General features: G+C 67.3%; 20 protein-coding genes. 7 read left to right on the top strand and 13 right to left on the bottom strand.

Going from position 1 to position 24,986, the window contains the following annotated elements:
* From OMP44_RS20485 to OMP44_RS20460, 6 genes are all read right to left on the bottom strand, one after another.
* Window positions 1–1,389: an MFS transporter gene (locus OMP44_RS20485; RefSeq protein WP_133862141.1), complete on the bottom strand. Its 1,389-nt coding sequence runs from the start codon at window positions 1,387–1,389 to the stop codon at window positions 1–3.
* 77 nt (window positions 1,390–1,466) lie between these two features.
* Entirely contained in the window at window positions 1,467–2,393 is a 927-nt protein-coding gene (locus OMP44_RS20480) for a hydroxymethylglutaryl-CoA lyase (protein WP_280310848.1), read from the bottom strand.
* Complete coding sequence (locus tag OMP44_RS20475) at window positions 2,390–3,580, bottom strand: CaiB/BaiF CoA transferase family protein (RefSeq protein ID WP_280310847.1); 1,191 nt, start codon at window positions 3,578–3,580, stop codon at window positions 2,390–2,392. Before OMP44_RS20475 ends, OMP44_RS20480 begins: the two co-directional genes overlap by 4 nt.
* A 109-nt stretch (window positions 3,581–3,689) precedes the next feature.
* A complete protein-coding gene (locus OMP44_RS20470; protein WP_133862144.1) occupies window positions 3,690–4,595 on the bottom strand; it encodes a LysR family transcriptional regulator in 906 nt (301 codons plus the stop codon).
* Window positions 4,596–4,667: 72 nt separating this feature from the next.
* A complete protein-coding gene (locus OMP44_RS20465; RefSeq protein WP_133862145.1) occupies window positions 4,668–5,138 on the bottom strand; it encodes a nuclear transport factor 2 family protein in 471 nt (156 codons plus the stop codon).
* A 263-nt stretch (window positions 5,139–5,401) separates the two neighbouring features.
* Window positions 5,402–6,166 carry a LuxR family transcriptional regulator gene (locus OMP44_RS20460; protein WP_280310845.1) on the bottom strand — a complete coding sequence of 255 codons (765 nt, stop codon included), beginning with the start codon at window positions 6,164–6,166 and terminating at the stop codon, window positions 5,402–5,404.
* Window positions 6,167–6,318: 152 nt separating this feature from the next.
* Between OMP44_RS20460 and OMP44_RS20455 the strand changes: the two genes are divergently transcribed.
* Together OMP44_RS20455 and OMP44_RS20450 are read left to right on the top strand one after the other, a co-directional pair.
* Window positions 6,319–7,701 (top strand): APC family permease, encoded by a 1,383-nt coding sequence (locus OMP44_RS20455; protein WP_280310843.1) that lies wholly within the window; start codon window positions 6,319–6,321, stop codon window positions 7,699–7,701.
* A gap of 25 nt (window positions 7,702–7,726) precedes the next feature.
* Window positions 7,727–8,659 carry an acetamidase/formamidase family protein gene (locus OMP44_RS20450; RefSeq protein ID WP_280310841.1) on the top strand — a complete coding sequence of 311 codons (933 nt, stop codon included), beginning with the start codon at window positions 7,727–7,729 and terminating at the stop codon, window positions 8,657–8,659.
* On the opposite strand, the gene OMP44_RS20445 is transcribed toward OMP44_RS20450, so the two are convergent.
* Window positions 8,625–9,542, bottom strand: a complete 918-nt coding sequence (locus OMP44_RS20445) for a DMT family transporter (RefSeq protein WP_280310839.1) — start codon at window positions 9,540–9,542, stop codon at window positions 8,625–8,627. The genes OMP44_RS20450 and OMP44_RS20445 overlap by 35 nt on opposite strands.
* 138 nt (window positions 9,543–9,680) lie before the next feature.
* Here OMP44_RS20445 and OMP44_RS20440 point away from each other — a divergent pair, with 138 nt between their 5' ends.
* Together OMP44_RS20440 and OMP44_RS20435 are read left to right on the top strand one after the other, a co-directional pair.
* Complete coding sequence (locus OMP44_RS20440) at window positions 9,681–10,607, top strand: LysR family transcriptional regulator (RefSeq protein ID WP_280310837.1); 927 nt, start codon at window positions 9,681–9,683, stop codon at window positions 10,605–10,607.
* A gap of 108 nt (window positions 10,608–10,715) precedes the next feature.
* Window positions 10,716–11,849, top strand: a complete 1,134-nt coding sequence (locus OMP44_RS20435) for a Fic family protein (protein ID WP_187981152.1) — start codon at window positions 10,716–10,718, stop codon at window positions 11,847–11,849.
* A gap of 78 nt (window positions 11,850–11,927) precedes the next feature.
* Here the strand turns inward: OMP44_RS20435 and modC are convergent, their stop codons facing one another.
* Genes modC through OMP44_RS20415 form a run of 4 tightly spaced genes read right to left on the bottom strand, consistent with a single transcriptional unit; the run spans window position 11,928 to window position 15,273 of the window.
* Window positions 11,928–13,004, bottom strand: coding sequence for a molybdenum ABC transporter ATP-binding protein (modC, locus tag OMP44_RS20430; protein WP_187981151.1), 1,077 nt, complete (start codon window positions 13,002–13,004; stop codon window positions 11,928–11,930).
* Window positions 13,001–13,678: a molybdate ABC transporter permease subunit gene (gene modB, locus OMP44_RS20425; protein ID WP_187981150.1), complete on the bottom strand. Its 678-nt coding sequence runs from the start codon at window positions 13,676–13,678 to the stop codon at window positions 13,001–13,003. The genes modC and modB overlap by 4 nt, the downstream gene beginning before the upstream one ends.
* A 4-nt stretch (window positions 13,679–13,682) precedes the next feature.
* Window positions 13,683–14,438 (bottom strand): molybdate ABC transporter substrate-binding protein, encoded by a 756-nt coding sequence (gene modA / locus OMP44_RS20420; protein WP_187981149.1) that lies wholly within the window; start codon window positions 14,436–14,438, stop codon window positions 13,683–13,685.
* A 22-nt stretch (window positions 14,439–14,460) separates the two neighbouring features.
* On the bottom strand, window positions 14,461–15,273 hold the full coding sequence (locus tag OMP44_RS20415) for a TOBE domain-containing protein (protein WP_280310833.1): 813 nt from the start codon (window positions 15,271–15,273) through the stop codon (window positions 14,461–14,463).
* 95 nt (window positions 15,274–15,368) lie between these two features.
* Between OMP44_RS20415 and OMP44_RS20410 the strand changes: the two genes are divergently transcribed.
* Complete coding sequence (locus tag OMP44_RS20410; protein WP_280310832.1) at window positions 15,369–15,797, top strand: TOBE domain-containing protein; 429 nt, start codon at window positions 15,369–15,371, stop codon at window positions 15,795–15,797.
* A 280-nt stretch (window positions 15,798–16,077) separates the two neighbouring features.
* Here OMP44_RS20410 and ettA read toward each other — a convergent pair whose 3' ends face one another.
* Complete coding sequence (gene ettA / locus OMP44_RS20405; protein ID WP_158893649.1) at window positions 16,078–17,742, bottom strand: energy-dependent translational throttle protein EttA; 1,665 nt, start codon at window positions 17,740–17,742, stop codon at window positions 16,078–16,080.
* A 211-nt stretch (window positions 17,743–17,953) separates the two neighbouring features.
* On the opposite strand from ettA, the gene OMP44_RS20400 reads away from it, so the two are divergent.
* A complete protein-coding gene (locus OMP44_RS20400) occupies window positions 17,954–22,147 on the top strand; it encodes a sensor domain-containing protein (protein ID WP_280310828.1) in 4,194 nt (1,397 codons plus the stop codon).
* A 123-nt stretch (window positions 22,148–22,270) separates the two neighbouring features.
* The gene (gene glyA, locus OMP44_RS20395; protein ID WP_280310826.1) at window positions 22,271–23,524 is read left to right on the top strand and encodes a serine hydroxymethyltransferase; all 1,254 of its coding nucleotides are present in this window, start codon (window positions 22,271–22,273) and stop codon (window positions 23,522–23,524) included.
* A 207-nt stretch (window positions 23,525–23,731) separates the two neighbouring features.
* On the opposite strand, the gene trxB is transcribed toward glyA, so the two are convergent.
* Window positions 23,732–24,706, bottom strand: coding sequence for a thioredoxin-disulfide reductase (gene trxB / locus OMP44_RS20390; protein WP_133862163.1), 975 nt, complete (start codon window positions 24,704–24,706; stop codon window positions 23,732–23,734).
* Window positions 24,707–24,986 lie beyond the last annotated feature (280 nt).

Raw genomic sequence — 24,986 nt, 5'->3', positions numbered from 1 at the left:
TCAGGAGTTGAGGGAGCGCTTGTCGCCCAGCAGCGCGGCATCCTCGACCGGCGCGGGCTCCGGCGGGCGGGCGCCGATCTTGTCCGAGGTCCGCAGGCTCTGCGGCAGTGCCCAGAACATCAGGCCGGCGGCCAGCAGACTGGTGCAGCCGATGAGATAGAGCGCCGGGGTGGTGCTGCCGGTCATGTCCTTGATGTAGCCCACCATCACCGGACTGACGATGCCACCGAGCTGCCCCAGGGTGTTGATCAGGGCGATACCCCCCGCGGCCCCTGCACCCGCGCCGGCCAGCAGTTTCGGCGGCAGCGACCAGAAGGTCGGGATGGCGGCGATGATGCCGGCGCCCATCAGGGCCAGGGACAGGATCAGGAAGGTGGTGTGATCGGCGAAGAGTCCCGCGCTGAAGAACCCCAGGGCGCCGGCGATCACCAGACCGCAGACGAACTTGCGCCGCTCGCCGCTGGCGTCCGACAGCCGGCCCACCACCACCATGCTGATGGCGCCGAAGACGTAGGGCACGGCGGTCAGCAGGCCGATGAGGGTGGGGCTCTCGGTCCCGGCACTGCGGATCAGCTGCGGCGCCCAGAAGTTGAGGCCATAGGAGGCGACCTGGATCAGGAAGTAGATCACCGCGAGCAGCAGGAAGCCCGGCAGTCGGATCGCCGCCAGCAGCGAGCCATGGCTGTTGTTTTCATGACTGGCGATGCGGCTGGCCAGGAAGGTCTTCTCGTCAGCGTTGAGCCAGGGCGCATCGGCGATGCGGTCATGCAACAGGCGCAGCACCAGCACGCCCAGCAGCACGCAGGGGATGCCACCCGCCAGGAACAGCCAGTGCCAGCCGCGAATGCCGAGCAGGCCGTCCATCTGGCCGAGGATCACCCCGGAGACGGGGGCGCCGATCAGCCCGGCGAAGGCCGAGGCGAGGAACAGCGTCGAGGTGATGCGCCCGCGATAGCTCTGCGGAAACCACAGCGTCAGGTAGTAGAGGATGCCCGGCGCGAAGCCGGCTTCCATGGCGCCGATGAGGAAGCGCAGCACATAGAACTGCCATTCGGTGGTGACGAACATCATCAGCGCCGTGGCGATGCCCCAGGAGATCATGATGCGCGCGATCCAGCGCCGAGCGCCGACCTTGTACAGCATCATGTTGCTGGGTACCTCGAACAGCACATAGCCCACCACGAAGAGTCCCGCGCCCAGGCCATAGGCGGTGTTGCTCAGCGACAGGTCGGCCTGCAGCTGGAACTTGGCGAAGCTGATGTTGATGCGATCGAAGAAGGCGAACAGGTAGCAGATCATGATCAGCGGCATGAGCCGCCAGGCGACCTTGCGGACGATGGCCTGTTCGGCGGCCGCCACGGCGGCGGCGGAGGTTGCGGATAAGGGCATAGCGGTCTCCCGGGAGCGGCCAGACTGGCGCTCCTTTGTTGTTGTAGTCAGGGCGAACGAATGAAAGCGGGTGCGGCTCAGCCAGCGGTCGCGGGCGGCGGATGCAGATCGCAATTGCGCCCGGCCTTGGCCACCTGGCCGGGGGTGTCGTGCCCCAGCAGCGCCGGCAGGGTGCGCGACAACTCGATCAGCCGTTGCAGGTCGATGCCGGTCTCCACGCCGATCTCGGCGCAGAGATTCACCAGGTCCTCGGTGCAGATATTGCCGGAGGCGCCCGGGGCGAAGGGGCAGCCACCGAGGCCACCGAGGGCGGCGTCGAAGCGCCGGGCGCCGGCTTCGTAGGCGGCCAGGACGTTGCTCAGGCCCAGGCCACGGGTGTTGTGGAAATGCAGGGTCAGGGCGGACGCCGGGATCAGTTCCAGCACCTGGCGGACGATCCGCGCAACCTGTCGCGGATTGGCCATCCCGGTGGTGTCGGCGAGGGTGATGCCGGTCATGCCCAGCGCCAGATAGCGCTGCACCAGTTCGAATACCCAGCCTTCGTCGATGCGTCCTTCGAAGGGGCAACCGAAGGTGGTCGCCACGGTGCCGTTGAGCGAGACCGCCTGCCCCTTGGCCAGCTGCACCACCTCGGCGAAGCTGGCGAGGGACTGCTCGCAACTCATGCGCATGTTGGCGCGATTGTGGGTCTGGCTGGCGGAGAGCACCAGGTTCAGCTCGTCGGCGCCTGCCGCCAGGGCGCGCTGGGCGCCCTTGAGATTGGGCACCAGAGCGACATAGGTCACCCCGGCCCGGCGGGCGATGCCCTGGAACACCGCCTCGCCGTCGCGCAGCATGGGCACCGCCTTGGGCGAGACGAAGGAACCGGCCTCGATCCGCGAGAAACCCAGCGCGGAGACCCCGTCGATCAGGGCGATCTTGTCGGCGGTTTCCACCCAGCTCGGCTCGATCTGCAAGCCGTCACGGGGCGCGACTTCCTGGACGATCAGGCGTTCGCTACTCATTGCACCACCCCGCTCTTTCTGAGTCGCTGGATATCCGCTTCGCTCAGCCCCAGTTCGGCCAGCAGGCCATCGGTGTGCTCACCGAGGGTCGGACCCTGCCAGTTGACCTGGCCCGGGGTGGCCGACAGCTTGGGTACGATGCCCGGCATCTTCAGGGTGGCGCCGTCGGGCAGAGTGGTGTCCAGCAGCATCTCCCGCGCCTGGTAATGGGGATCGGTGACGATGTCGGCGGCGGAATAGATGCGTCCGGCCGGAACCTCGGCACCTTCGAGGATCTCCAGCACCTCGTCGATGCCGCGACTGCCGGTCCAGGCGGCGATGGCCTCGTCGATCAGCTCGCAGTGGCGGGCGCGCCCGTCGTTCTGCGCCAGATCCGGGCGCTCGGCCAGATCGGGTCGGCCGATGGCCTGCATCAGCCGCACATAGATGGGATCGCTGTTGCCGGCGATCACCACGAAACCGCCGTCGCCGGTGGGATAGGTGTTGGACGGGGCGATACCGGGCAAGGCGCCACCGGTACGCTCGCGCACATGGCCGAGCATGGAGTATTCGGGTACCAGGCTTTCCATGACGTTGAAGACGCTCTCGACCAGGGAGACGTCAACCACCTGGCCATCGCCCTGGCCGGTCTTGACCCGCAGCACCGACATCAGGGCGCCGATCACCGCGTGCATGGAAGCCAGGGAATCGCCCAGGCTGACCCCGACCCGCGCCGGCGGCACGCCCGGAGTACCGGTGGTGTAGCGGATGCCGCCCATGGCCTCGCCGATGGCACCGAAGCCGGGGCGATCACGATAGGGGCCGGTCTGGCCGTAGCCGGAGATGCGCACCAGGGTGAGCTTGGGATTGAGGGCGTGCAGCACGTCCCAGCCCAGGCCGAGCTTTTCCAGGGCGCCCGGGCGCAGATTCTCGATGAGCACGTCGGCGCCCTCGACCAGCTGTTTGACCAGGGCCACGCCTTCGGCGGAACGCAGATTTAGGGCGAGGGACTTCTTGTTGCGCGACTGCAGGTACCACCAGAGCGAGGTGCCCTCGTGCAGCTTGCGCCACTTGCGCAGGGGATCGCCCTTGTCCAGGGCTTCGATCTTGATCACTTCGGCGCCGAATTCGGCCAGCAGGCGGGCGGCGAAGGGGGCGGCGATGAGCGTGCCGATCTCGATGACACGGAGTCCGGTGAGAGCCGTCATGGCGGGCGAGCCTCTTTGTTATTGGAATGAGGCCGATGCTAGGACAATAGAGCAGCCGGTGGTTAACGTCTTTCGGCAAGGGGTCTTCGCGAATCGCGAAGACCCGGATTCAGACCTCCAGCAGGTGGTCGTAGAGCAGCCGGCTGACCGGCGACAGCGTCTCGACGTCGCGGACCACCAGCGCCAGGCTGCGCTGGGACCAGTCGTCATCCAGCGCCGCGGCGATCAGTCCGAGCGGTCGCCCGATGAGTTCGAAGGCCTGCAGCGGCAGCACGCCCAGCCCGAAACCCGCCTGCACCATGCGGCACACGGCATCGAAGCCGGGTACATGGATGCGCAGGCGCAAGGCCTTGCCGTGACTGCGGGCGGCGGCCTTGGTGCGCAGGTTGATGAAGCTGTCGGCGTGCAGGCCGACGTGGTCATCGTCCAGGGTCTCGGCGAAGGCCAGCCGTGCGCGGGCGGCCAGGCGATGATCGGGACGCATCACCACCACCAGGGTGTCCTGCCGGTAGGGCACGGCCAGCAGGCCGCGGGTGTCGGTGTCCGAGGAGCAGATGCCCAGGTCGGCGGCGCCTTCCAGCACGCCCTTCACCACCCCGGCGCTGGGTCGCTCGTCCAGGCTGATCTTGACCTGGGGATGGCCGACGGTGAAGGCCTGCAGGTCCTCGGGGAGGAATTCGATGATGGCGGAGATGTTGGCCATCATCCGCACGTAGCCGCGCACGCCCTGCAGGTGTTCGCCGACGTCGATGCTGATGCGCTCGACGTCGGCAAGGATGCGCTTGGCGTAATGCAGCAGCGTCTCGCCGACCGGGGTAAGGGTGGTGCCCTTGGCGTTGCGCTCGAAGAGTTCGATGTCGAGCGACCGCTCCAGATCATGCAGGCGCTTGCTGGCGGCGGACAGGGCGATCATCTCGCGCTCGGCGGCGCGGGTCAGGGTGCCCTCCTCGTGCACCGCCAGCAGCAGCTGCAGCGAGACCAGGTCGAGGCGGCGGAGCAGGTTGCGGTAGTGCATCGTCTTGCGGTCCTGGCGGCCAGAGGTCCTTGTACAGGACCAGGCACGCCCGGGCTAGCCGCCCGCCTCCGGTCAGAGACCCAGGTCGCTCAAGCCGGGATGGTCATCCGGCCGCCGCCCCTGGGGCCAGTGAAACAGCCGCTCGGCCGCGGTGATCGGCAGGTCGTTGATGCTGGCGTGTCTCTCGGCCATCAGGCCCTGGTCGTCGAAGTGCCAGTTCTCGTTGCCGTAGGCGCGGTACCACTGGCCGTCTTCGTCCCGCCATTCGTAGGCGAAGCGCACGGCGATGCGCGCGCCGTCATGCGCCCAGAGTTCCTTGATCAGCCGGTACTCGTGCTCGCGCTGCCACTTGCGGGTGAGAAAGGCCTCGATGGCGACGCGGCCCTGGAGGAAGTCGGCGCGATTGCGCCAGCGGCTGTCGACGGTATAGGCCAGGGCCACCTTGGCCGGATCGCGGCTGTTCCAGCCATCTTCGGCGGCGCGGACCTTCTGCTGGGCGGATTCGAGGGTGAACGGCGGGACGGGAGGACGGGCAGCGCTCATGGGACACTCCTGGGCAGATGAGGCCCCAGTGTCGGGCCGCCGCGGCGGTGTCACAAGGTCGAACGGCCCACGGATCCGGCCAAGTCGCTCAGCGCCTGTTCAACGGCCGCTGCGCGTCGGCCAGACGGCGTTGAAAATGACCTGGGTCGCCAGCCCGGTCGGAATGCTCAGCTACCTCTCGTGAACCCGAGCGCGGGTCCGATCCGCTTCCTCAGCCCTTTACTCCTTGTTTGGCTCTCGCTCGCGGGACATTGAACAGGCTCTCAGACCTCGACCAGGCGATAGTGCAATCCCCGCACCACCGCCTCGACCCTGTTGCGTGCGCCCAGTTTGCGGGCGGCGGAGTTGAGGTGCAGGTTGACCGTGGCGGTGGAGCGGTTGAGGGTGGCGGCGATGCGCTTGGCGGTCAGGCCCTTGGCCGAGTACTGCAGGCACTCACGCTCGCGCGGCGTCAGGCGGACCTGGCCGCAGCGGCGCTCGGCCGGGGCGAGCAACTCGTCGGCCCGGGCCTGGAAGGCATGGGCCAGCACCAGGAAGGCGCCCAGGCAGGCTTCGCCGGCGGCCTCGGCGTCCGGGGCCTCGGCATCGAGGATGCCGGTCAGGGTGGCGAAGGCGCCCCCCGGCAGGTGCAGCGGCACGGTCACCCCGGTGGCCAGGCCGCTGTCCCGCACATAGCAGGTGACCGGGCGATGACTGTCACCCAGGTACTCGCGCAGGGCGCTGCGGGTTTCGCTGCGAAACGACCAGACGAAGGGCGCCGCACGCCGACTGGCGCATTGCTGCACCGGGTCGATCTGGTAGTAGCCGCGCTCGCACCAGAAGGCCTGCATGTCCGCCGGGGCGTTGCGTACCTTGAACACCGAGGGGGTGATGAGTACCCCGTCGTGACTGAGGGGCACCGGGGCGTAGTCGTAGATCAGCGCCTTGCAGCCCAGGTGGTCGGCACTGGCCTGGACGGCATCCAGACAGGCGTCGAGCGTGGGCAGCCCGGCGAGGCGGCTGCTGACGGTGAGCAGATCGGCATGCATCTTGGAGCTCCTGCCTTGATGGCGATGGGGAAAGCGAAGCAAAGGCTCTGCCAGTCGCCCCCGGCCTGCTGCAAACCTAGCACTTTTGTGGATGGGGCCAGGCCCCACCCTGGCCTAGAGTCGAGCCTACCCCGCCCCTTCGAGGAAGCCCCATGACTCAGCACGCTCCGTCCGGCGACGCCGCCGACCTCGCTCGCTTCGGCTACACCCAGGAACTCAAGCGCCAGCTCGGGCTGAAGGACCTGCTCATCTACGGCCTGGTGTTCATGGTGCCCATCGCGCCCTTCTCCATCTTTGGCGGGGTGTTCGACGCCAGCCACGGCATGGTGCCCCTCACCTACCTGATCGGCTTCGTCGCCATGCTGTTCACTGCGGTCAGCTACCAGCAGATGTCGCGCGCCTTTCCAGTGGCCGGTTCGGTCTACGCCTACGTCGGTCGCGGCCTGCACCCGGCCCTGGGCTTTCTCGCCGGCTGGGCCATCCTGCTCGACTACCTGCTGGTGCCCACCCTGCTCTATGTGATCGGCGCCAACGCCATGGCCAACGTCATCCCGGTCATTCCCCAGCCGCTGTGGATCGTTTTCTTCGTCGGCCTCAACACCCTGGTCAACCTGCGCGGCATCGAGACCACCGCCCGTGCCAACCGGCTGTTCCTCTACGGCCAGCTGGCGGTGCTGCTGGTGTTCGTGGTGCTGGCGTCCCTGGCCATCAGCCGCGGCGTGAATGGCGCCGAGTGGAGCCTGAAGCCGCTGTACAACCCCCAGGAATTCTCCCTGCCACTGATCTTCAGCGCGCTGTCGGTGGCGGTGCTGTCCTTTCTCGGCTTCGACGCCATCTCCACCCTCTCCGAAGAAACCCGCGGCGGCAGCCGGGTGGTGGGTCGCGCCACGCTGCTGGCCCTGACCCTGGTGGCCGCGCTGTTCATGGTGCAGACCTGGCTGGCCGCCCTGCTGCAACCCAACCTGATCCAGTACCCCGACGCCGATGCCTCGAACAACGCCTTCTACGAGATCGGTCGGCTGATCGCCGGCCCCTGGCTGCAGGTGGTGATCGCCCTGGCGGTGGCCATCGGCGCCGCCATCGCCAACGCCCTGGTGGCCCAGGCCGCCACCTCGCGCCTGCTGTTCGCCATGGCCCGTGATCGCCAGATGCCGCAGTTCCTGCGGCAGATCCATCCCACCACCCGGGTGCCGCAGCGTGCCATCCTGCTGGTGGCGGCCCTGAGTCTAATGCTGGGGCTGTTCTTTGTCGGACAGATCAACCTGCTCGCCTCCATGTGCAACTTCGGTGCGCTGACCGCCTTCCTGCTCCTGCATGTGGCAGTGGCCTGGCATCACCGCGGCGCCGGTCGCCCGCTGCTGCATGCGCTGGTCCCGCTGGTCGGTTTCATCATCCTCGCCTATGTGCTGTTCAACGCCGACGTCTACGCCAAGGTCGGCGGCAGCTGCTGGATGGTGCTGGGCCTGGCCGTGCTGGCCTTCCTCAGGCTCAGCGGCCGGACCACGGAATTCAAGGCCAACGACGCCGTCCATTAGGCCGTAACCGACGCGGAGGCTCCCGATGATCAAGACCCTGCACAGCCAGCACTGCCATTGCGGCTGGGACCACAGCCTCCCCCCGGCGCTGGAGGTCGCGCCGGGCGAGACGGTCAGCTTTGCCTGCCGCGATGCGGCGGACGGCCACTTCCACGCACAGTCCAGTGCCACCGACATCGCCACCCTGCCCTTCGAGCGGGTCAATCCGGTCTGCGGTCCGCTGTGGATCGAGGGCGCCGAGCCGGGCGACGTGCTCAAGGTGACGCTGGACAGTTTCACCCCCAGCGGCTTTGGCTGGACCGCCAACATTCCCGGCTTCGGCCTGCTCGCCGACCAGTTTCCGGACCCGGTGCTGCAGCTCTGGCATTACGACCGCAGCGGTCAGAAGCCGGCCGCCTTCGGCGAGTTGGCGCGGGTCCCGCTCAAGCCCTTCGCCGGCACCCTGGGGGTGGCTCCCGCGGCGCCAGGTCTGCACTCGGTGGTGCCACCACGGCGGGTGGGTGGCAATCTGGATATCCGCGACCTGGCCGCCGGCACCAGCCTCTACCTGCCGGTGGAGGTCGCCGGGGCGCTGTTTTCCATTGGCGACACCCATGCCGCCCAAGGCGATGGCGAGGTCTGCGGCACCGCCATCGAGAGCGCCATGGCGGTCACCGCCACCTTCGAGCTGATCAAGGGGCGACCGCTGGCCATGCCCCGCTTCAGCACCCCGGGGCCGGTCACCCGACACCTCGACGGCGCCGGTTACGAGGTCTTCACCGGTGTCGGACCCGACCTGCTGGCCGCGGCGCGGATGGCCGTCAGCGGCGCCATCGACTGGCTCGGGCAGACCCGCAACCTGCCGGCGGAGCAGGCCTATCTGCTCTGCTCGGTCTGCGGCGATCTGCGCATCAGCGAGATCGTCGACGTGCCCAACTGGGTGGTCAGCTTCTATTTTCCGCGGATCGTGTTCGAATAGCCGGGGCCGAACGGTCTGGCGTCCGCCGCGGCAACGTCCCCCACAGCGAGGCGATGACGATCAGCAGGCCGCCCAGCCAGCCCCAGAGGCCCAGGCGTTCGTCCAGCCAGAAGCTGGCGAACAGCGCGCCGAACAGCGGCTCGGCGCCCATCAGCAGGGCGACGCGGGTGGCGCTGGTGCGGCCCAGGGCAAAGTTCTGGGCGAGAAAGGCGCCCAGGGTGCAGAACAGCACCAGGTAGCCGGTGGCGAGCCAGAAGCCCGCTTGCATGGGCAGCGGTGCCAGGCCCGGGCCCAGGGCGAACAGCAGCAGACAGGCCAGGCCCACCACCCCGGTCTGCACGGCGGTCAGCGCCAGGGCCGGCACCGGGGCACTGGCCTGCTGCAGACGCCGACGCACCACGCAGACATTGACCGCGCGCAATACGGCCGCCAGCAGGATCAGGCCGTCACCCAGGTTGAAGCTCAGGGTCACCCCACGGGTCAGCAGCCCGGCGCCCGCCACCGCCAGCCCCGCGGCGCCCAGGGCGCGGGCCTCGGGGCGCTGACCGAGCAGCCACCACTCGGCGAAGGGCGTCAGGGCCACGCAGAGGCTGATGAGAAAGGCGGCGTTGCTGGCGCTGGTCAGGGCCACGCCATAGGTCTCGGCGAGAAAGATCGCCAATAGCAGCAGCCCGGTCGGCACCCCGGGTCGCCAGGCCCGCCGGCCCTCGCCCTTCAGGGTTGGCAGTAGCAGCGCCGCGGTGAGACAGAAGCGCAGCGCCAGGTAGCCGAGCACCGGATAGAGCATCACGGCGTCCTTGACCACGGCGTAGCTGGTCCCCCAGACCAGGGCGGTAGCGAGCAGCAGGCCTTCGGCGAGACCGAAGGTGGAGCGTTGCGACATGACAGCTTCTCCCTGAATCAGGCCGCCAGTGTGCCCGCCCCTGACCAGCACGATAAGCCCGCCAGCGTGCATAGCTCTTGTTCCCCCGGGGAAGCAATGGCAGCCTTTCCAGCCCTATTGCTTCTGGCGGACTTCGGCATGGATCTCCTGCGCGCCCTCCCCCTGCTGCCCTGCATGGTCGCCTTCGCCAAGGTGGTAGAGACCGGCAGCTTCACCGCGGCCGCCCGGCTGCTGGACGCCACACCCTCGGCGGTCAGTCGTCAGGTCGCGCGGCTGGAACGGGAGCTGGGGGTGCGTCTGCTGCAGCGCACCACCCGCCAATTGCGGCTGAGCGAAGCCGGCCGCGAGGTACTCGGCCACTGCCGTCAGCTGCTGGCTGCCGCCGGTGCGGCGCTGGACAGTGGCCTGCAGCACAGCGAGGAACCGCGCGGGCAGGTACGACTGGCGGTGCCCAAGGCGGTCGGCTACCGGCTGATCGCTCCTTTGCTGCCGGAATTCTTCCAGCGCTATCCGCAGGTGGATCTGCAACTGCGCCTGGACGATCGCCCGCTGGATCCCATCGCCGACGACCAGGATCTGCTGGTGCGCATCACCGAGCAGCCGCCTGCCGGCTTCGTCGCCCGGCCACTGCGCGAGATGGACTTCGTGCTCTGCGCCAGCCCGGCCTATCTGCAGCGCCGCGGCACGCCGCAGCAGCCCCAGGCACTGGCCGAGCACGATTGCCTCTACCTCGGCGAAACCCCGGGCGACCAGCGCTGGCAACTGCGCTGCGGCGACCGGGTGGAAAGCGTGACGGTGCGCGGCCGCCTGGCCTGCAACCACAGCGGCGTGCGCCTGGAGGCGACCCTCGCCGACCTGGGCATCGCCTGCCTGCCGGCCTTCGCCGCCGAAGCCGGCCTGGCCGCCGGCAGTCTGCGGCGGGTGCTGCCCGACTGGCAATACCTCGGCCCCTACCAGGGCACCGCCTGGCTGCTCTATCCGCCGGATCGCCAGTTGCCAGCGGCGGTCAGGGTGCTGGTGGATTTCCTGCTGGAGCGGCTGTCCAGCTCTAGAGCAGGCCGATAGCAGTCCCTTCAGATACCCCTACTCAACCCGTTCATTTTGCTTTGCAATAGGATTCTTCCTACTCCCTGGTACAGCCAGGCCCCCAATCGCCATGAGGATCCTCGCAGGATGCAAGTCGAACAGTTCGTGTCCGGCCATTGGCTGCAGCAGTATCAATACAAGAGCTTTTCCCCTGCTCCGATCAACTGCGAATGGCAATGGCTGGATCCTCAACTCAATACCCTTCTGGAGCGAGCCTCTCGGTCACTGGCGGAATTGAATGCACTTTCCCTGATGGTGCCGGACGTGGATCTTTTCATCCGCATGCACATTGCCAAGGAAGCCAATACCTCCAGTCGTATCGAAGGGACCCAAACGCAGATGGACGAAGCCATCATGCGTCGGGAACAAGTGGCGCCCGAAAAGCGCGACGACTGGCAGGAAGTGCAGAACTACATCGAGGCCATCAACACTGCAGTATCCGACCTGGAGCATTTGCCGCTATCCATTCGCCTGCTCAAACAGACCCATGCAGTGTTGATGCAGGGCGTACGCGGCGCGCACAAGCTACCTGGCGAATTTCGCAGCTCGCAAAACTGGATTGGCGGCAGCAACCTGAACAACGCTGTCTTCGTGCCCCCTCATCCCGATCAGGTCGCTGAGCTGATGGGTGATCTGGAGAAGTTCTGGCACAACGAGCAGATCCTGGTACCCGATCTCATACGTATTGCACTGAGCCACTACCAGTTCGAGACTATCCACCCTTTCCTAGACGGCAACGGTCGAATCGGTCGCTTGCTGATCACGCTCTACCTGGTAGACAAAGGCTTGCTGCATAAGCCCGCGTTGTACCTGTCCGACTTCTTCGAACGCAATCGTGGTGCCTACTATGACGCCTTGACGGTGGTCCGCAGCTCCAACGACCTACTCCATTGGCTACGTTTCTTTCTGACAGCCGTTGCCGAGACCGCCACCAGCAGCAAGAACACCTTCATGGAAATCATGGCGTTACGCCAGGGTGTCGAGCATCAAATCCTCGCCCTGGGTGGCCGTGCGGAAAATGCCAAGCGTCTACTGCTGTATCTGTACCAGCGCCCCATGCTCAGTGTGAACGAAGCAGCCGAGCATCTGGGCGTTACCCACCAGAGCGCTAATATTCTGATTCGTAAGCTCGAAGAGCTAGGCGTACTGGTCGAGACAACAGGCTATGGACGCAATCGCCTGTTCCTCTTCGAGCGCTATTTCCGCCTGTTCATGCGCTGATGTCCTGCTCTTACATATGCGTCCCCATATGTAAGAGCAGAGGTTTTTTCTTACATATGGGAACGCCTATGTAAGGCATCAAGCCAGGACCGCCACCGACTTGAGCTGCGCCCAGACCCGGCTCCCCGGCTGCAACGCCAGCCGCTCCAGCGAATAGCGGGTGATCCGTGCCAGCAGCGCCGCGCCGCCCAGGTCCAGGCGCACCAGCACCTGGGCCGGCGAACGGGTCGGGGCGATCTCGGCGATGGTTGCCGGCAGCACATTGAGGATGCTGCTGTGCTGGCGCTCCAGGCTGAGGCTGACATCCCGCGCCAGTACCTTGATGCGCAGCGCCTGGCCGGGCGGTAGCGGGGCATGGGCCAGCAGCACGCGCTGCTCGCCGGCCAAGCCCAGGCTGAGCAGGCCGTAGTCCGGATCATGGCCGAGCACCCGCCCTTCCAGCACCACCCCGGCGTCATCGGCCAGGGCGATGGGCAGGTCGAGGCGCGCCAGTACCTCGGTGGTCGGCCCACTGGCCAGCACCCGACCCCGCTCCAGCAGCACCAGGTGATCGGCCAGTCGCGCCACCTCGTCGGGGGCATGGCTGACATAGAGGATCGGCAGCGCCAGCTCACGGGTCAGGCGCTCCAGGTAGGGCAGGATCTCCGCCTTGCGCTCGGCGTCCAGCGCCGCCAGGGGTTCATCCATCAGCAGCAGCCGCGGACTGGTCAGCAGCGCCCGGGCGATGCCGACCCGCTGGCGTTCGCCGCCGGACAGGCGCGCCGGCATCCGCGAAAGCAGTCCCTCGATGCCCAGCAGCTCGATGACCTGCTCTAGCGCCAGCCAGCGCTCGTCCGGCGCGACCCGCTGCCAGCCGAACAGCAGGTTGCGGCGCACGTCCAGGTGCTCGAACAGATTGGCGTCCTGGAAGACATAGCCCAGGGCGCGTCGGTGCGGCGGCAGGAACAGGCCGCGGTCGCTGTCCTGCCAGGTCTCCCCGGCCACCACCAGACGCCCGCGGGCGGCGGGTTCGAGTCCGGCCACGCACCTCAGGCAGCTGGTCTTGCCCGAACCCGAGGGCCCAAACAGGGCGGTGACGCCGCTGCCTGGCAGGGCGAGGTCCACAGCCAGCACGAAGTCGGCATGCCGCAGTTCGAAGCGCGCGGCGAGACTCATGTCCAGGCCGACCGCCCGCGACGGCCATAGAGCAGCAGGAGGATCACGAAGGAAAAGGCCAGCATGCCGCCGGCCAGGAGATGCGCCTGGGGATACTCCATGGCTTCCACGTGATTGAAGATCTGGGTGGAGACCACCTGGGTCCGCCCGGGAATGTTGCCGCCGATCATCAGCACCACGCCGAATTCGCCCACGGTATGGGCAAAGCCGAGGATGGCGGCGGTGACGAAGCCCGGCCGCGCCAGCGGCAGCACCACGTGGAAGAAGGTATCCAGGGGACTGGCCCTCAGGGTGGCCGCGGCCTCCAGGGGGCGCGGACCGATGGCCTCGAAGGCGTTCTGCAGCGGCTGCACCACGAAGGGCAGCGAATAGCACAGCGAGCCCACCACCAGCCCGGCGAAGGTGAAGGGCAACCGCCCCAGCCCCAGGGCCGAGGTCGCCTGTCCCACCCAGCCCTCCGGCCCCATGGCCAGCAGCAGGTAGAAGCCGATCACCGTGGGCGGTAGCACCAGCGGCAGGGCCACCAGGGCACCGACCGGCCCCTTGAGCCAGGAGCGGGTGCGCGCCAGCCACCAGGCGAGGGGCGTACCCAGCACCAGCAGCAGCAGCGTGGTCACGCTGGCCAGTTCCAGGGTCAGGCGGATCGCCGCCCAGTCCGCCGCGCTCAGGCTCATGGGATCACTGCCGGTAGCCGTAGGCCTTGAGCACCGTGGCCGCCTGGGGTCCCTTGAGATAGGCCAGCAGCGCCTTGGCTGCCGGCTGATCCTGGCCCTTGTCCAGCAACACGGCGTCCTGGCGAATCGGCGCATAGAGCTCGGCCGGTACGATCCAGGCCGAGCCTTCCTTGACCTTGCCGTCCTGATAGATCTGCGACAGGGCAACGAAACCCAGCTCGGCATTGCCGGTGGCGACGAACTGGTAGGTCTGGGTGATGTTCTGACCTTCCACCCGCTTGGCCGCGACCGCCTCGGTCAGGCCCAGCTTGGCCAGCACCTGGGTGGCGGCCAGGCCATAGGGCGCGGTCTTGGGATTGGCCACGGCCAGGTGGGCGAAGGCGTTCTGCTTGAGCACCGCGCCTTCGCTGTCCACGTAGCCGGTCCTGGGCGACCAGAGCGCCAGGGTGCCGATGGCATAGGTGAAGCGCGAGCCCTTGACCGCCGCGCCCTCGCTTTCCAGCTTGGCCGGGGTGCTGTCGTCGGCGGAGAGGAAGACCGCAAAGGGGGCGCCATTCCTGATCTGGGTGTAGAGCTGACCCGTGGCGCCGCTGGAAATCACCAGCTGATGGCCGGTGTCCCGGGTGAACTGCTCGCCGATGGCCTTGAGCGGTGCGCTGAAATTGGCGGCCACGGCCACCTGGACCTCGTCGGCCAGGGCGGGCGCGGCCAGCGTCGCGGTGAGCAGGGAAAGCAACAGGCGGGAACGGCTGGTGGTCATCGGATCGGGCTCCTTGGGATGGTCAGGATGCGCTCATCAGCAGGACGCTGGCGGAGCTGAAACAGGCGCAGGCGGCCAGGCCCGGGACGAGTCCCAGCTGGCGACTGCTAGTGGCGGTCAGGGTGGCGGTGACGCGGCGACCGGCCGGTAGCGCCAGCACCACCTCGTGGTTGATCGGTCCCTCATGGACGCGCTCGACCTCTCCCCACCACAGATTCTGCGCCGACAGGCGCAGCCCCGGATCGGTGCCGATCAGCACTGCCGAAGCCTTGACCAGGGCCACCACGGCGCGACCTGGCGCCAGGCCGAGCTGCGCGGCGCTGTCGCGGGTGACCAGGGCAGTGAGTCGCGTGGCATCGTCCAGGCGCAGCACCACGGCGCTTTCCACATCGCCCTGTTCGAGCGCCTCGACCACGCCGGAAAACTGGTTGCGGGCGCTGCTGCGCCAGTTGAGGTTGAGCAGCAACTGGCGAAAATCGGCCACTTCGGTGCGACTGGCCTCGTCCAGTCCGGCCGCCACCTGGTCCAGGGTCGTCTGGTAGTGCTGCTCCAGCGCCCGATAGAAGGCCACCACACGCTGGCCATAGGCGGTCAGCCGGGTGCCGCCGCCGCCGCTGCCCCCCGCGCTGCGGGCGACCAGGGGCTGGGCGGAGAGGTTGTTGATCTGGTCCACCGCGTCCCAGGCCGCCTTGTAGGACAGTGGCACCCGCTTGGCCGCCTGGCTGATGGAGCCGGTGGCGGCGATGGCCTCCAGCAGGCGGATACGGGTCTGGGTCAGCTCGGCGCCGACACTGCTTTCCAGCGACAGGTGGGCAATGAAGGGCGAGGCGCTCATGTCAGGGACTCCCGGCGTCCGGGTTGTATGACTACAACGCTCCGACCTAGAGTGGCGCCCCCTGCCTCTTCCCCAACGTTCAGGAGCGATATCCAATGAAGGTCAGTGCCCGCAATGTCTTCCCGGGAACCGTCAGCCAGGTGCGCGAAGGCGCGGTGAATGCAGAGGTGACCCTTACCCTGACCGGCGGTACCGAGCTGGTGGCCGTGGTTACCCTGGACAGCGTGAAGAGCCTGGAACTGGCGCCGGGCAGGTCGGCGGTGGCCCTGGTCAAGGCGCCCTGGGTGATGGTGATGAGCGCCGATAGCGGACTGCGCCTGTCGGCGCGCAACTGCCTGGCCGGAACCGTGGAGAGCATCGGCGATGGCGCGGTCAACGCCGAGGTGGTCATCGCCCTGCCCGGTGGCAGCCGCGTGGTGGCCATGGTCACCCGTGACGCGGTGCAGGAGCTGCAGCTGGCACCGGGCGTGGCCGCTACGGCGGTGTTCAAGGCGTCTCATGTGATCCTGGGGGTCCCGGCCTGATCCTGGGGGCGGCGGATCCGATCCGCCAGGGCGTTATAGCCTAAAGTATATAGCGTGAGACAAAAGAAAACGCCGGCAGGTTTCCCTGCCGGCGTTTCGCTTGGCGCTTGAGAAGCTATTCACGATCTCGCGAGCTAGAGACAAACAAGGCCTAGGCGGCCCTGCGAAAACCCCTGAGGAAGCGGAGCCCACACCGGTAAATGAGCATTCCGACGGGGCTGGCCACCCAGGGCATTTTCAACGCCGTTTGGCCGACGCGCAGCAGATCGTGGAGAGCTTTTTAGGCCAGCTTCTTGTACTTGACCCGCTTGGGCTGGGCCGCGGCCTCGCCCAGGCGCTTCTTGCGATCGGCTTCGTACTCGGTGTAGTTGCCTTCGAAGAACACCACGTTGGAATCGTCCTCGTAGGAGAGGATGTGGGTGGCGATGCGGTCGAGGAACCAGCGATCGTGGGAGATCACGATGGCCGCGCCGGGGAAGTCCAGCAGGGCGTCTTCCAGGGCGCGCAGGGTTTCCACGTCCAGGTCGTTGGAGGGTTCGTCCAGCAGCAGCACGTTGCCGCCCTGCTTGAGGGTCAGCGCCAGGTGCAGACGACCGCGCTCACCGCCGGAGAGGTCCTTGACGAACTTCTGCTGGTCGGCGCCCTTGAAGTTGAAGCGACCCACGTAGCTGCGCGAAGGCACCTCGTAGTTGCCGATCTTGATCACGTCGGAGCCGTCGGAGACCTGCTCCCAGACGGTCTTGGTGTCGGACAGATTCTCGCGGCTCTGGTCGACGCTGGCCAGTTGCACGGTGTCGCCGATCTCGATGCTGCCGGCGTCCGGCTGCTCCTTGCCCATGATCATGCGGAACAGAGTCGACTTGCCGGCGCCGTTGCCGCCGATGACGCCGACGATGGCGCCCTTGGGCACCACGAAGCTCAGGTCGTCGATCAGCAGGCGATCACCATAGCCCTTGCTGACGTTCTTGAACTCGATGACCTTGTCGCCCAGGCGCTGACCGGCGGGGATGTAGATCTCGTTGGTCTCGCTGCGCTTCTGGAATTCCTGGGACTGCATTTCCTCGAAGCGCTGCAGGCGGGCCTTGGACTTGGACTGGCGGGCCTTGGCACCGGAGCGCACCCATTCCAGTTCCGCCTTCATGGCCTTGGCGTGGGCGGCTTCCTGCTTGGCTTCCTGGGTCAGGCGCGCTGCCTTGGATTCCAGCCAGCCGGAGTAGTTGCCCTCGAAGGGGATGCCCTGGCCGCGGTCCAGTTCCAGGATCCAGCCGGCGACGTTGTCGAGGAAGTAGCGGTCGTGGGTGATGGCCACCACGGTCCCGGGGAAGTCGTGGAGGAAGTGCTCCAGCCAGGCCACCGAGTCGGCGTCCAGGTGGTTGGTGGGTTCGTCCAGCAGCAGCATGTCGGGGGCCGACAGCAGCAGGCGACACAGCGCAACGCGCCGCTTCTCGCCACCGGAAAGCACGCCGACCTTGGCGTCCCAGGCCGGCAGGCGCAGGGCATCGGCGGCGACTTCCAGCTGGCGCTCCAGGTTGTGGCCGTCGGCGGCCTGGAGGATGGCTTCCAGCTTGGCCTGCTCGGCGGCCAGGGCGTCGAAGTCGGCATCCGGCTCGGCGTAGGCGGCATAGACCTCGTCCAGCCGGGCCTGGGCCTGCTTGATCTGACCGACCGCTTCCTCGACCACGTCACGAACTGTCTGCTCGGGATCAAGTTTCGGTTCCTGCGGCAGATAACCCACATTGATACCGGGCATCGGCCGCGCTTCACCTTCGATCTCGGTATCGACGCCGGCCATGATGCGCAGCAGCGTCGATTTACCCGCACCGTTCAGACCGAGCACGCCGATCTTGGCGCCGGGAAAGAACGACAGGGAGATGTTCTTGAGGATTTCACGCTTGGGCGGCACGACCTTGCCGACCCGGTGCATGGTGTAGACGTATTGAGCCATGGTGGGACCTTGGGACCGGAATGAAAAACAGGGGACACAGTATGGCGTCAGCAGCGAACGCTGTCGAAACCCCGCGCGACGAAAGCGCCGGTGCTGATCACGCGGAAAAAACCGGCGGAGACACCGTCCGGTCCCTTATCATAGGCCATCCCTGCCCCGCGGAATCGGGCGCAGCCGAACGGCCATCGCCTCTGCAGGAACGCAGTCCGTCGTGAACAGCCCGCCCTCCTCGCTGCCGGAAGAGCCGCTCGCCCCCGCTTCGCGACGCCTGACCCGCGGTCTGCTGATCCTCTCGCTGGTGGCCATGCTGGCCCTGATGTTCTGGCAGGCCCTCGCCAGCGTGGCCGAGCGCGAGACGCTGCGGCGCGAACAGCTGGATGGCCTGACCCGACAGCTGGCCAACACCGTCGAATTCGGGCTGGCGCTCAAGGCCCAGGCGGTGCGCAGCACCCTGCGCTGGTCGCTGGACCCCACCCTGCCGCTGGCCCCCAATCTGCTGCTCGGCCTCAAGGACTTCTTTCCCGGACTGCAACAGGTACGCTGGCTGCCGGCCAACGCCAACCTGCGCAGTGCGCGCCTGGGCGATACGCCGGACGCCGCCTTCATCCAGCAACTGATCGCGCGCGCCGGCCAGGCCGACTTCCGCTACGGCTTCAACGCTCAGGCCACCGCCGCGCCCCTCTATGTGCTGCTGGCCGGCGATCCACAACTGCAGAACGGCTGGTGGGTGCTGACCAGCGCCCCCCTGCTCGAACCCCTGTGGCGGCCTACCCGGGTACCGTCCGGCCTCGACTGGCGCCTGGAAGATCGCTCCCAGGGCACCCTGCTGTTCCGCGGCGGAGAAGCCCCGGCGGCGAACAGCGTCGACGAGGTACGCCAGGAGCTGGCCTACAGCAACTGGCAGGTAGTGGGTAGCCATCCCGCCGAAGACATGGGCACCACGCTGCTGGGGGCCTCCTTCGGCCGCCTGGCGCTGTTCAGCCTGTCCGGCCTGGTGGCCGTCATCCTGCTCTATTTGCTGTTGCGCGAAGAACGTGGCCTGCGCGCCCTGACCCTCGCCTCGCGACGCGGCCTGCGCCTGGCCGGCATCGCGCTCAACGGGATCGAGGAAGCCGTCTGTATGACCCAGGCCGACGGTCGCCTGGTGCATGTCAACGCCACCGCCGCGCGGCTGCTGGGCATCGCCGCCAATGACGCCCAGCAATTCTTCCTCGCCAGCCTGCTGCCCGAGCTGGTCGCCCTGACGGCCGCCGAGCGTGACAGCGGCGCCCTGGTCACCCTGGCGGTGGAAGGCCAGCCGCGGCGCTTCGCGGTCAGCTGCCACGCCCTGGCGGACAGCCAGCCCAGTGCCCGGGTCCTGCGCGACCGCACCCAGACCCAGGATGGCTTCGTCTGGGTCTTGCGCGACGTCACCGAACAGCAGCGCAACCTGGAGACCATCCAGACCACCCGGCAGCGCTACGAAAGCATCTTCAACGGGGTGCACACCGGCATCTGCGTGGTGGATCTGAGCGCCGTCCAGCCGCACATGCAGGCCCTCGGCCTTGAGCGCCCCGAGCAACTGGCGGAGCTGTTCGCCCGCGAGCCCGAAGTCCTGGACAGCCTGGGCCGCCAGGTGCGCATCACCGAGATCAACCAGCGCGCCCTGGAAATGCTCGGCATCGAGCACCTCGACCAGGCCTGGGCGCGGCTGGTGGGTGACTCCCGCGTCCAGCTCGGTGGCAAGAGATACCGCCTGCTGGCCGGCCTGCTCTCCGGCCAGCAGGTACTGGAACTCGAGACCTGCATCGGCACTGCCGAGGGCGAACGGCACCTCTGGCTGACCATGCACCTGCCAGCCGACCCCCGGCACCTCGACGCGACCCTGCTCAGCCTCAACGACATCACCCAGCGCAAGCTCGGCGAATTGCGCCTGCTCGAGCGCGACAGCTTCTGGTCGAATCTGATCAGCGCCATCCCCGACACCCTCTATACCTATGACGTGGCCAGCGGCGAGCTGACCTACGAGAGTCGTTCGCTGGCCCTCAAGCTCGGCTATCCGCCGGAAGCCTTCGCCAGCCTCGGGCGCGCGCGCCTGCACCCGGATGACCTCGAACTGCACGAGCGGGTGGTGAGCATGCGGCCGACGCTCTCCGACCAGCCCAGCAGCAGCCTCTTGCGCTGGCAGCACCGCAACGGCGGCTGGCGCTGGTTCGACGTGCGCGAGCAGCGCCTCGCCCGTGCGGCGGACGGCACCGCGGCAAGCGTGGTCGGGCTGGCCCTGGATGTCACCGACATGGTGCGGGCCAGCGAGCGCCTGCGCGAAAGCGAGAATCGCTACCGGCAGCTGGCGGAAAGCATCAGCGACGTCATCTTCACCACCGACGCCCAGCTGGTGCTCAACTACATCAGTCCCTCGGTGGAGGAATTGCTCGGCTATCCCGTCGGCGAGCTGCAACAGCGCACCCTGGCCGAACTGGTGGTGCACTCGCGCCAGTGGCAGGAGGTGCGCCGCACCCTGCAGCGGCTGCTGCGCAGCCTCGACAATCCGCGCGCCCTGGCCGAGTTGCGCCGGGAACACTTCGCGCCCCTGTTGCTCGACTGCCTGCACGCCCAGGGCCACACCCTGCAGATCGAGCTGCGCCTCAAGCCGCTATGGGACGACCACGAGCGCTTCGCCGGTCTGCTCGGCATCTGCCGCGACATCTCCGCCCAGCGCCGCACGGAAAAGGACATGCGCATGGCGGCCACGGTGTTCGACCACTCCGCCGGCGCCATCCTGGTCACCGACCCGGCCGGCTACATCGTGCGGGTCAACCGCACCTTCACCCGCATCACCGGCTTCAGTCCCGAAGAGGTGTTCGACCAGCAGCCGATGATGCTCTGCGCGGACAAGCAGGAAGCCAACCAGCTGCAGCACGTGATGCAGCAGCTGCGCACCCAGGAGAGCTGGGAAGGCGAACTCTGGCAGCGCCGCCAGGACAACGAGCCCTACCCCTCCTGGGTCGGCATCACCGCCATCCGCGACGACGACGGCGACCTGATGAGCTATGTCTGCTTCTTCGTCGACATCAGCGAGCGCAAGGCCAGCGAAAGGCGCATCCACCGCCTGGCCTACTACGACGCCCTGACCCTGCTGCCCAACCGCACCCTGTTCCAGGATCGCCTGCACAACGCCCTGCAGCAGAGCCGCCACAACGGCAGCTGGGTGGTGCTGATGTTCCTCGACCTCGACCGCTTCAAGCCGATCAACGACAGCCTCGGCCACGCCGCCGGCGACCGCCTGCTCAAGGACGTGGCCATGCGCCTGACCGCCTGCGTCGGCACCGAGGACAGCGTGGCGCGCATGGGTGGCGACGAATTCACCCTGCTGCTGTCCGGTCTGGAAAGCCGCGAGGTCGCCCTGGCCCAGGCGATCCGCGTCGGCGAGCAGATCCTCTCCCAGCTGTCCGAGGCCTTCGTGCTCGAAGGCCGCGAATTCTTCGTCTCCGCCAGCATCGGCATCGCCCTCTCGCCCCAGGACGGCCATGAACTCAGCCAGCTGATGAAGAACGCCGACACCGCCATGTACCACGCCAAGGAGATGGGCAAGAACAACTTCCAGTTCTACCAGGCCGAGATGAACGCCCGCGCCCTGGAGCGCCTGGAACTGGAAGCCGATCTGCGGCACGCCCTGCTGCAGGGTGAATTCCGCCTGCACTACCAGCCGCAGTACCGTTGCGACAACCGGCGCCTGACCGGGGTCGAGGCCCTGCTGCGCTGGGAGCATCCGGTGCGCGGCCACGTCTCGCCGGCGGAATTCATCCCGGTGCTGGAAGAGATCGGCCTGGTGGTCCAGGTCGGCGACTGGGTGATTCGCGAGGCCTGCCGGCAGATGCGCGAATGGCACGCGGCCAGGGTGCGCATTCCCAAGGTCTCGGTGAATCTCTCCGCCCGCCAGTTCAGCGATGGCCAGCTCGGCCAGCGCATCGCCGAGATCCTCGCCGAGACCGGCCTGGCGCCGGCCTGCCTGGAGCTGGAACTGACCGAAAGCATCCTGATGCGCGACGTCGGCGAGGCCCTGCAGCTGCTGGGCGAACTCAAGAGCCTGGGCCTGTGCATCGCGGTCGACGACTTCGGCACCGGCTATTCCTCGCTCAACTACCTCAAGCAGTTCCCCATCGACATCCTCAAGATCGACCGCAGCTTCGTCGACGGCCTGCCCCACGGCGAGCAGGATGCGCAGATCGCCCGGGCCATCATCGCCATGGCCCACAGCCTCAATCTCTCGGTGATCGCCGAGGGCGTAGAGGAGCCGGCGCAACTGGAATTCCTGCGCCTCCATGGCTGCGACGAGGTGCAGGGCTTCCTCTTCGACCGTCCGCTGCCGCCGGATCTGCTGCGCGAGCGGCTGGAGCACCAGGGGCTGTTCCCCGTCCTGACATGAGACCGATGGCGGCAGCGCATGACCGGCGCTCATACCTCAGAGTTCCCGCGATGGGGTAGAATGTCGCCCCTCACGAGCCCGATCGGGCTCGCTCTTCGCCATGCCTCAGGGGACCCTGCCGCCATGTTCAGCCGTGAAACCACCCTCGCCCGCTTCGACGCCGACCTGTATGCCGCCATGCAGCAGGAAGCCCAGCGTCAGGAAGATCACATCGAGCTGATCGCTTCGGAAAACTACACCAGTCCGGCGGTCATGGAAGCCCAGGGCAGCGTGCTGACCAACAAGTACGCCGAAGGCTATCCCCACAAGCGCTACTATGGCGGCTGCGAATACGTCGACGTGGTCGAGCAACTGGCCATCGACCGCGCCAAGCAGCTGTTCGGCGCCGACTACGCCAACGTCCAGCCGCACTCCGGCTCCCAGGCCAACTCGGCCGTGTACCTGGCGCTGATCGAAGCCGGTGACACCATCCTCGGCATGAGCCTGGCTCACGGCGGTCACCTGACCCACGGCGCCACCGTGTCCTCCTCCGGCAAGCTGTACAACGCCGTCCAGTACGGCATCGACGAGCAGGGCCTGATCGACTACGCCGAAGTCGAGCGCCTGGCCCGCGAGCACCAGCCCAAGATCATCGTCGCCGGCTACTCCGCCTATTCCCAGGTGCTGGACTTCGCCCGCTTCCGCGCCATCGCCGATGCCGTGGGTGCCTACCTGTTCGTCGACATGGCCCACTTCGCCGGCCTGGTCGCCGCCGGTGTCTATCCGAACCCGGTACCCTTCGCCGACGTGGTCACCAGCACCACCCACAAGACCCTGCGCGGCCCGCGCGGCGGCCTGATCCTGGCCAAGGCCAACGAAGCCATCGAGAAGAAGCTCAACTCGGCGGTCTTCCCCGGCGCCCAGGGCGGTCCGCTGATGCACGTCATCGCCGGCAAGGCGGTGTGCTTCAAGGAAGCCCTGCAGCCCGAGTTCAAGACCTACCAGCAGCAGGTGATCAAGAACGCCCAGGCCATGGCCGGCGTGTTCATCGAGCGCGGCTTCGACGTCGTCTCCGGCGGCACCGACAACCACCTGTTCCTGCTCAGCCTGATCAAGCAGGAAATCACCGGCAAGGACGCGGACGCCGCCCTGGGTCGCGCCTTCATCACCGTGAACAAGAACTCGGTGCCGAACGATCCGCGCTCGCCCTTCGTCACCTCCGGTCTGCGCATCGGCACCCCGGCCGTCACCACCCGTGGCTTCCAGGAAGCCGAGTGCCGCGAGCTGGCCGGCTGGATCTGCGACATCCTCGGCAACATGGGCGACGAATCCGTGATCGACGCCGTGCGTGAGAAGGTCCAGGCCGTCTGCGCCCGCCTGCCGGTATACGGCAAGTAAGAGGTCCGCCTTCCCCCTCTCCCCTGGGAGAGGGCCGGGGTGAGGAAAAACCCCAAACAACGAGCCCCGACCAATCGGCCGGGGCTCGCTGCATTTCCAGCAGGGTCGTCAAGGCCGCCAAGCCGGACCCTGGCGCACGCCGGAAGCCCCCGAAAACGAAAACCCCGGCCAGTGCCGGGGTTTTCTTTGTCAGACGCTGCTCAGGCCTCAGAGGACCTGCAGATCGCCCAGGCCGTCCAGGTAGCGCTCGGCGTCCAGGGCGGCCATGCAGCCGGCACCGGCCGAGGTGATGGCCTGGCGATAGGTGTGGTCGGCCACGTCGCCGGCGGCGAACACGCCGGGTACGTTGGTGGCGGTGGCATTGGCCTCGCGACCGCCCTTCACCACCAGGTAGCCGTCGTGGCTGTCCAGCTGGCCTTCGAACAGCCCAGTGTTGGGGGTATGGCCGATGGCGACGAACAGACCGGCCACCTGCAGCTCTTCGGTACTGCCATCGTTGTTCTTGATCCGCACCCCGGTGACACCCATGTTGTCACCCAGCACCTCGTCGACGCTGGCGTTGAGCTTGAGCGCCATCTTGCCTTCGGCGACCCGGGCGCGCAGCTTGTCCTGCAGGATCTTCTCGGCGCGGAAGGTCTCGCGGCGGTGGATCAGGGTCACCTTGCTGGCGATGTTGGCCAGGTACAGGGCTTCCTCGACTGCGGTGTTGCCGCCGCCGACCACCGCCACCTCGCGGTTGCGATAGAAGAAGCCGTCGCAGGTGGCGCAGGCGGACACGCCCTTGCCCATGAAGGCCTCTTCGCTGGCCAGGCCCAGGTAGCGGGCGCTGGCGCCGGTGGCGATGATCAGGGCGTCGCAGGTGTAGGTGGCGCTGTCACCCTTGAGGGTGTAGGGCTTGCCACCGAAGTCCACGGCATTGATGTGGTCGAAGACGATCTCGGTCTCGAAGCGCTCGGCGTGCTCGCGCATCCGCTCCATCAGCGCCGGACCGGTCAGGTCGTGGGGATCGCCCGGCCAGTTGTCGACCTCGGTGGTGGTGGTCAGCTGGCCACCCATCTGCATGCCGGTGATCAGTAGCGGCTTGAGGTTGGCGCGGGCGGCATAGACCGCAGCCGTGTAACCGGCCGGACCGGAACCGAGGATGATGAGGCGCGAATGGCGCGAGGTGCTGGCTTCAGACATGACATTCTCCCTGCCGGGATCTCCGGCAGACCTAAGAGTAGAGAGGCCGGCGCGCCCCATGGGCATGCCGGCCGGTGTGCGTGCGGAGCCGTTCCGCAGCGCCGGTCGCTCCTGGCGACGGCGCGACCGGCGCCGATAGGCGGACACCGGGTCCAGGGATGGGGCTCAGCCTAACGGGTACCGCCCCTCCACAGAAGCGACCATTCTAAATCCAGACCATAGGGCGCGCCTATGTCGACCGCTGCGGCAATCGAGCCCTGAGGTAAGCTGTGCATTCCCG

This window comes from Pseudomonas flavocrustae, assembly GCF_029872515.1.
GTDB lineage: Bacteria > Pseudomonadota > Gammaproteobacteria > Pseudomonadales > Pseudomonadaceae > Chryseomonas > Chryseomonas aestiva.
This window is presented reverse-complemented; position numbering and strand designations above follow the sequence as displayed.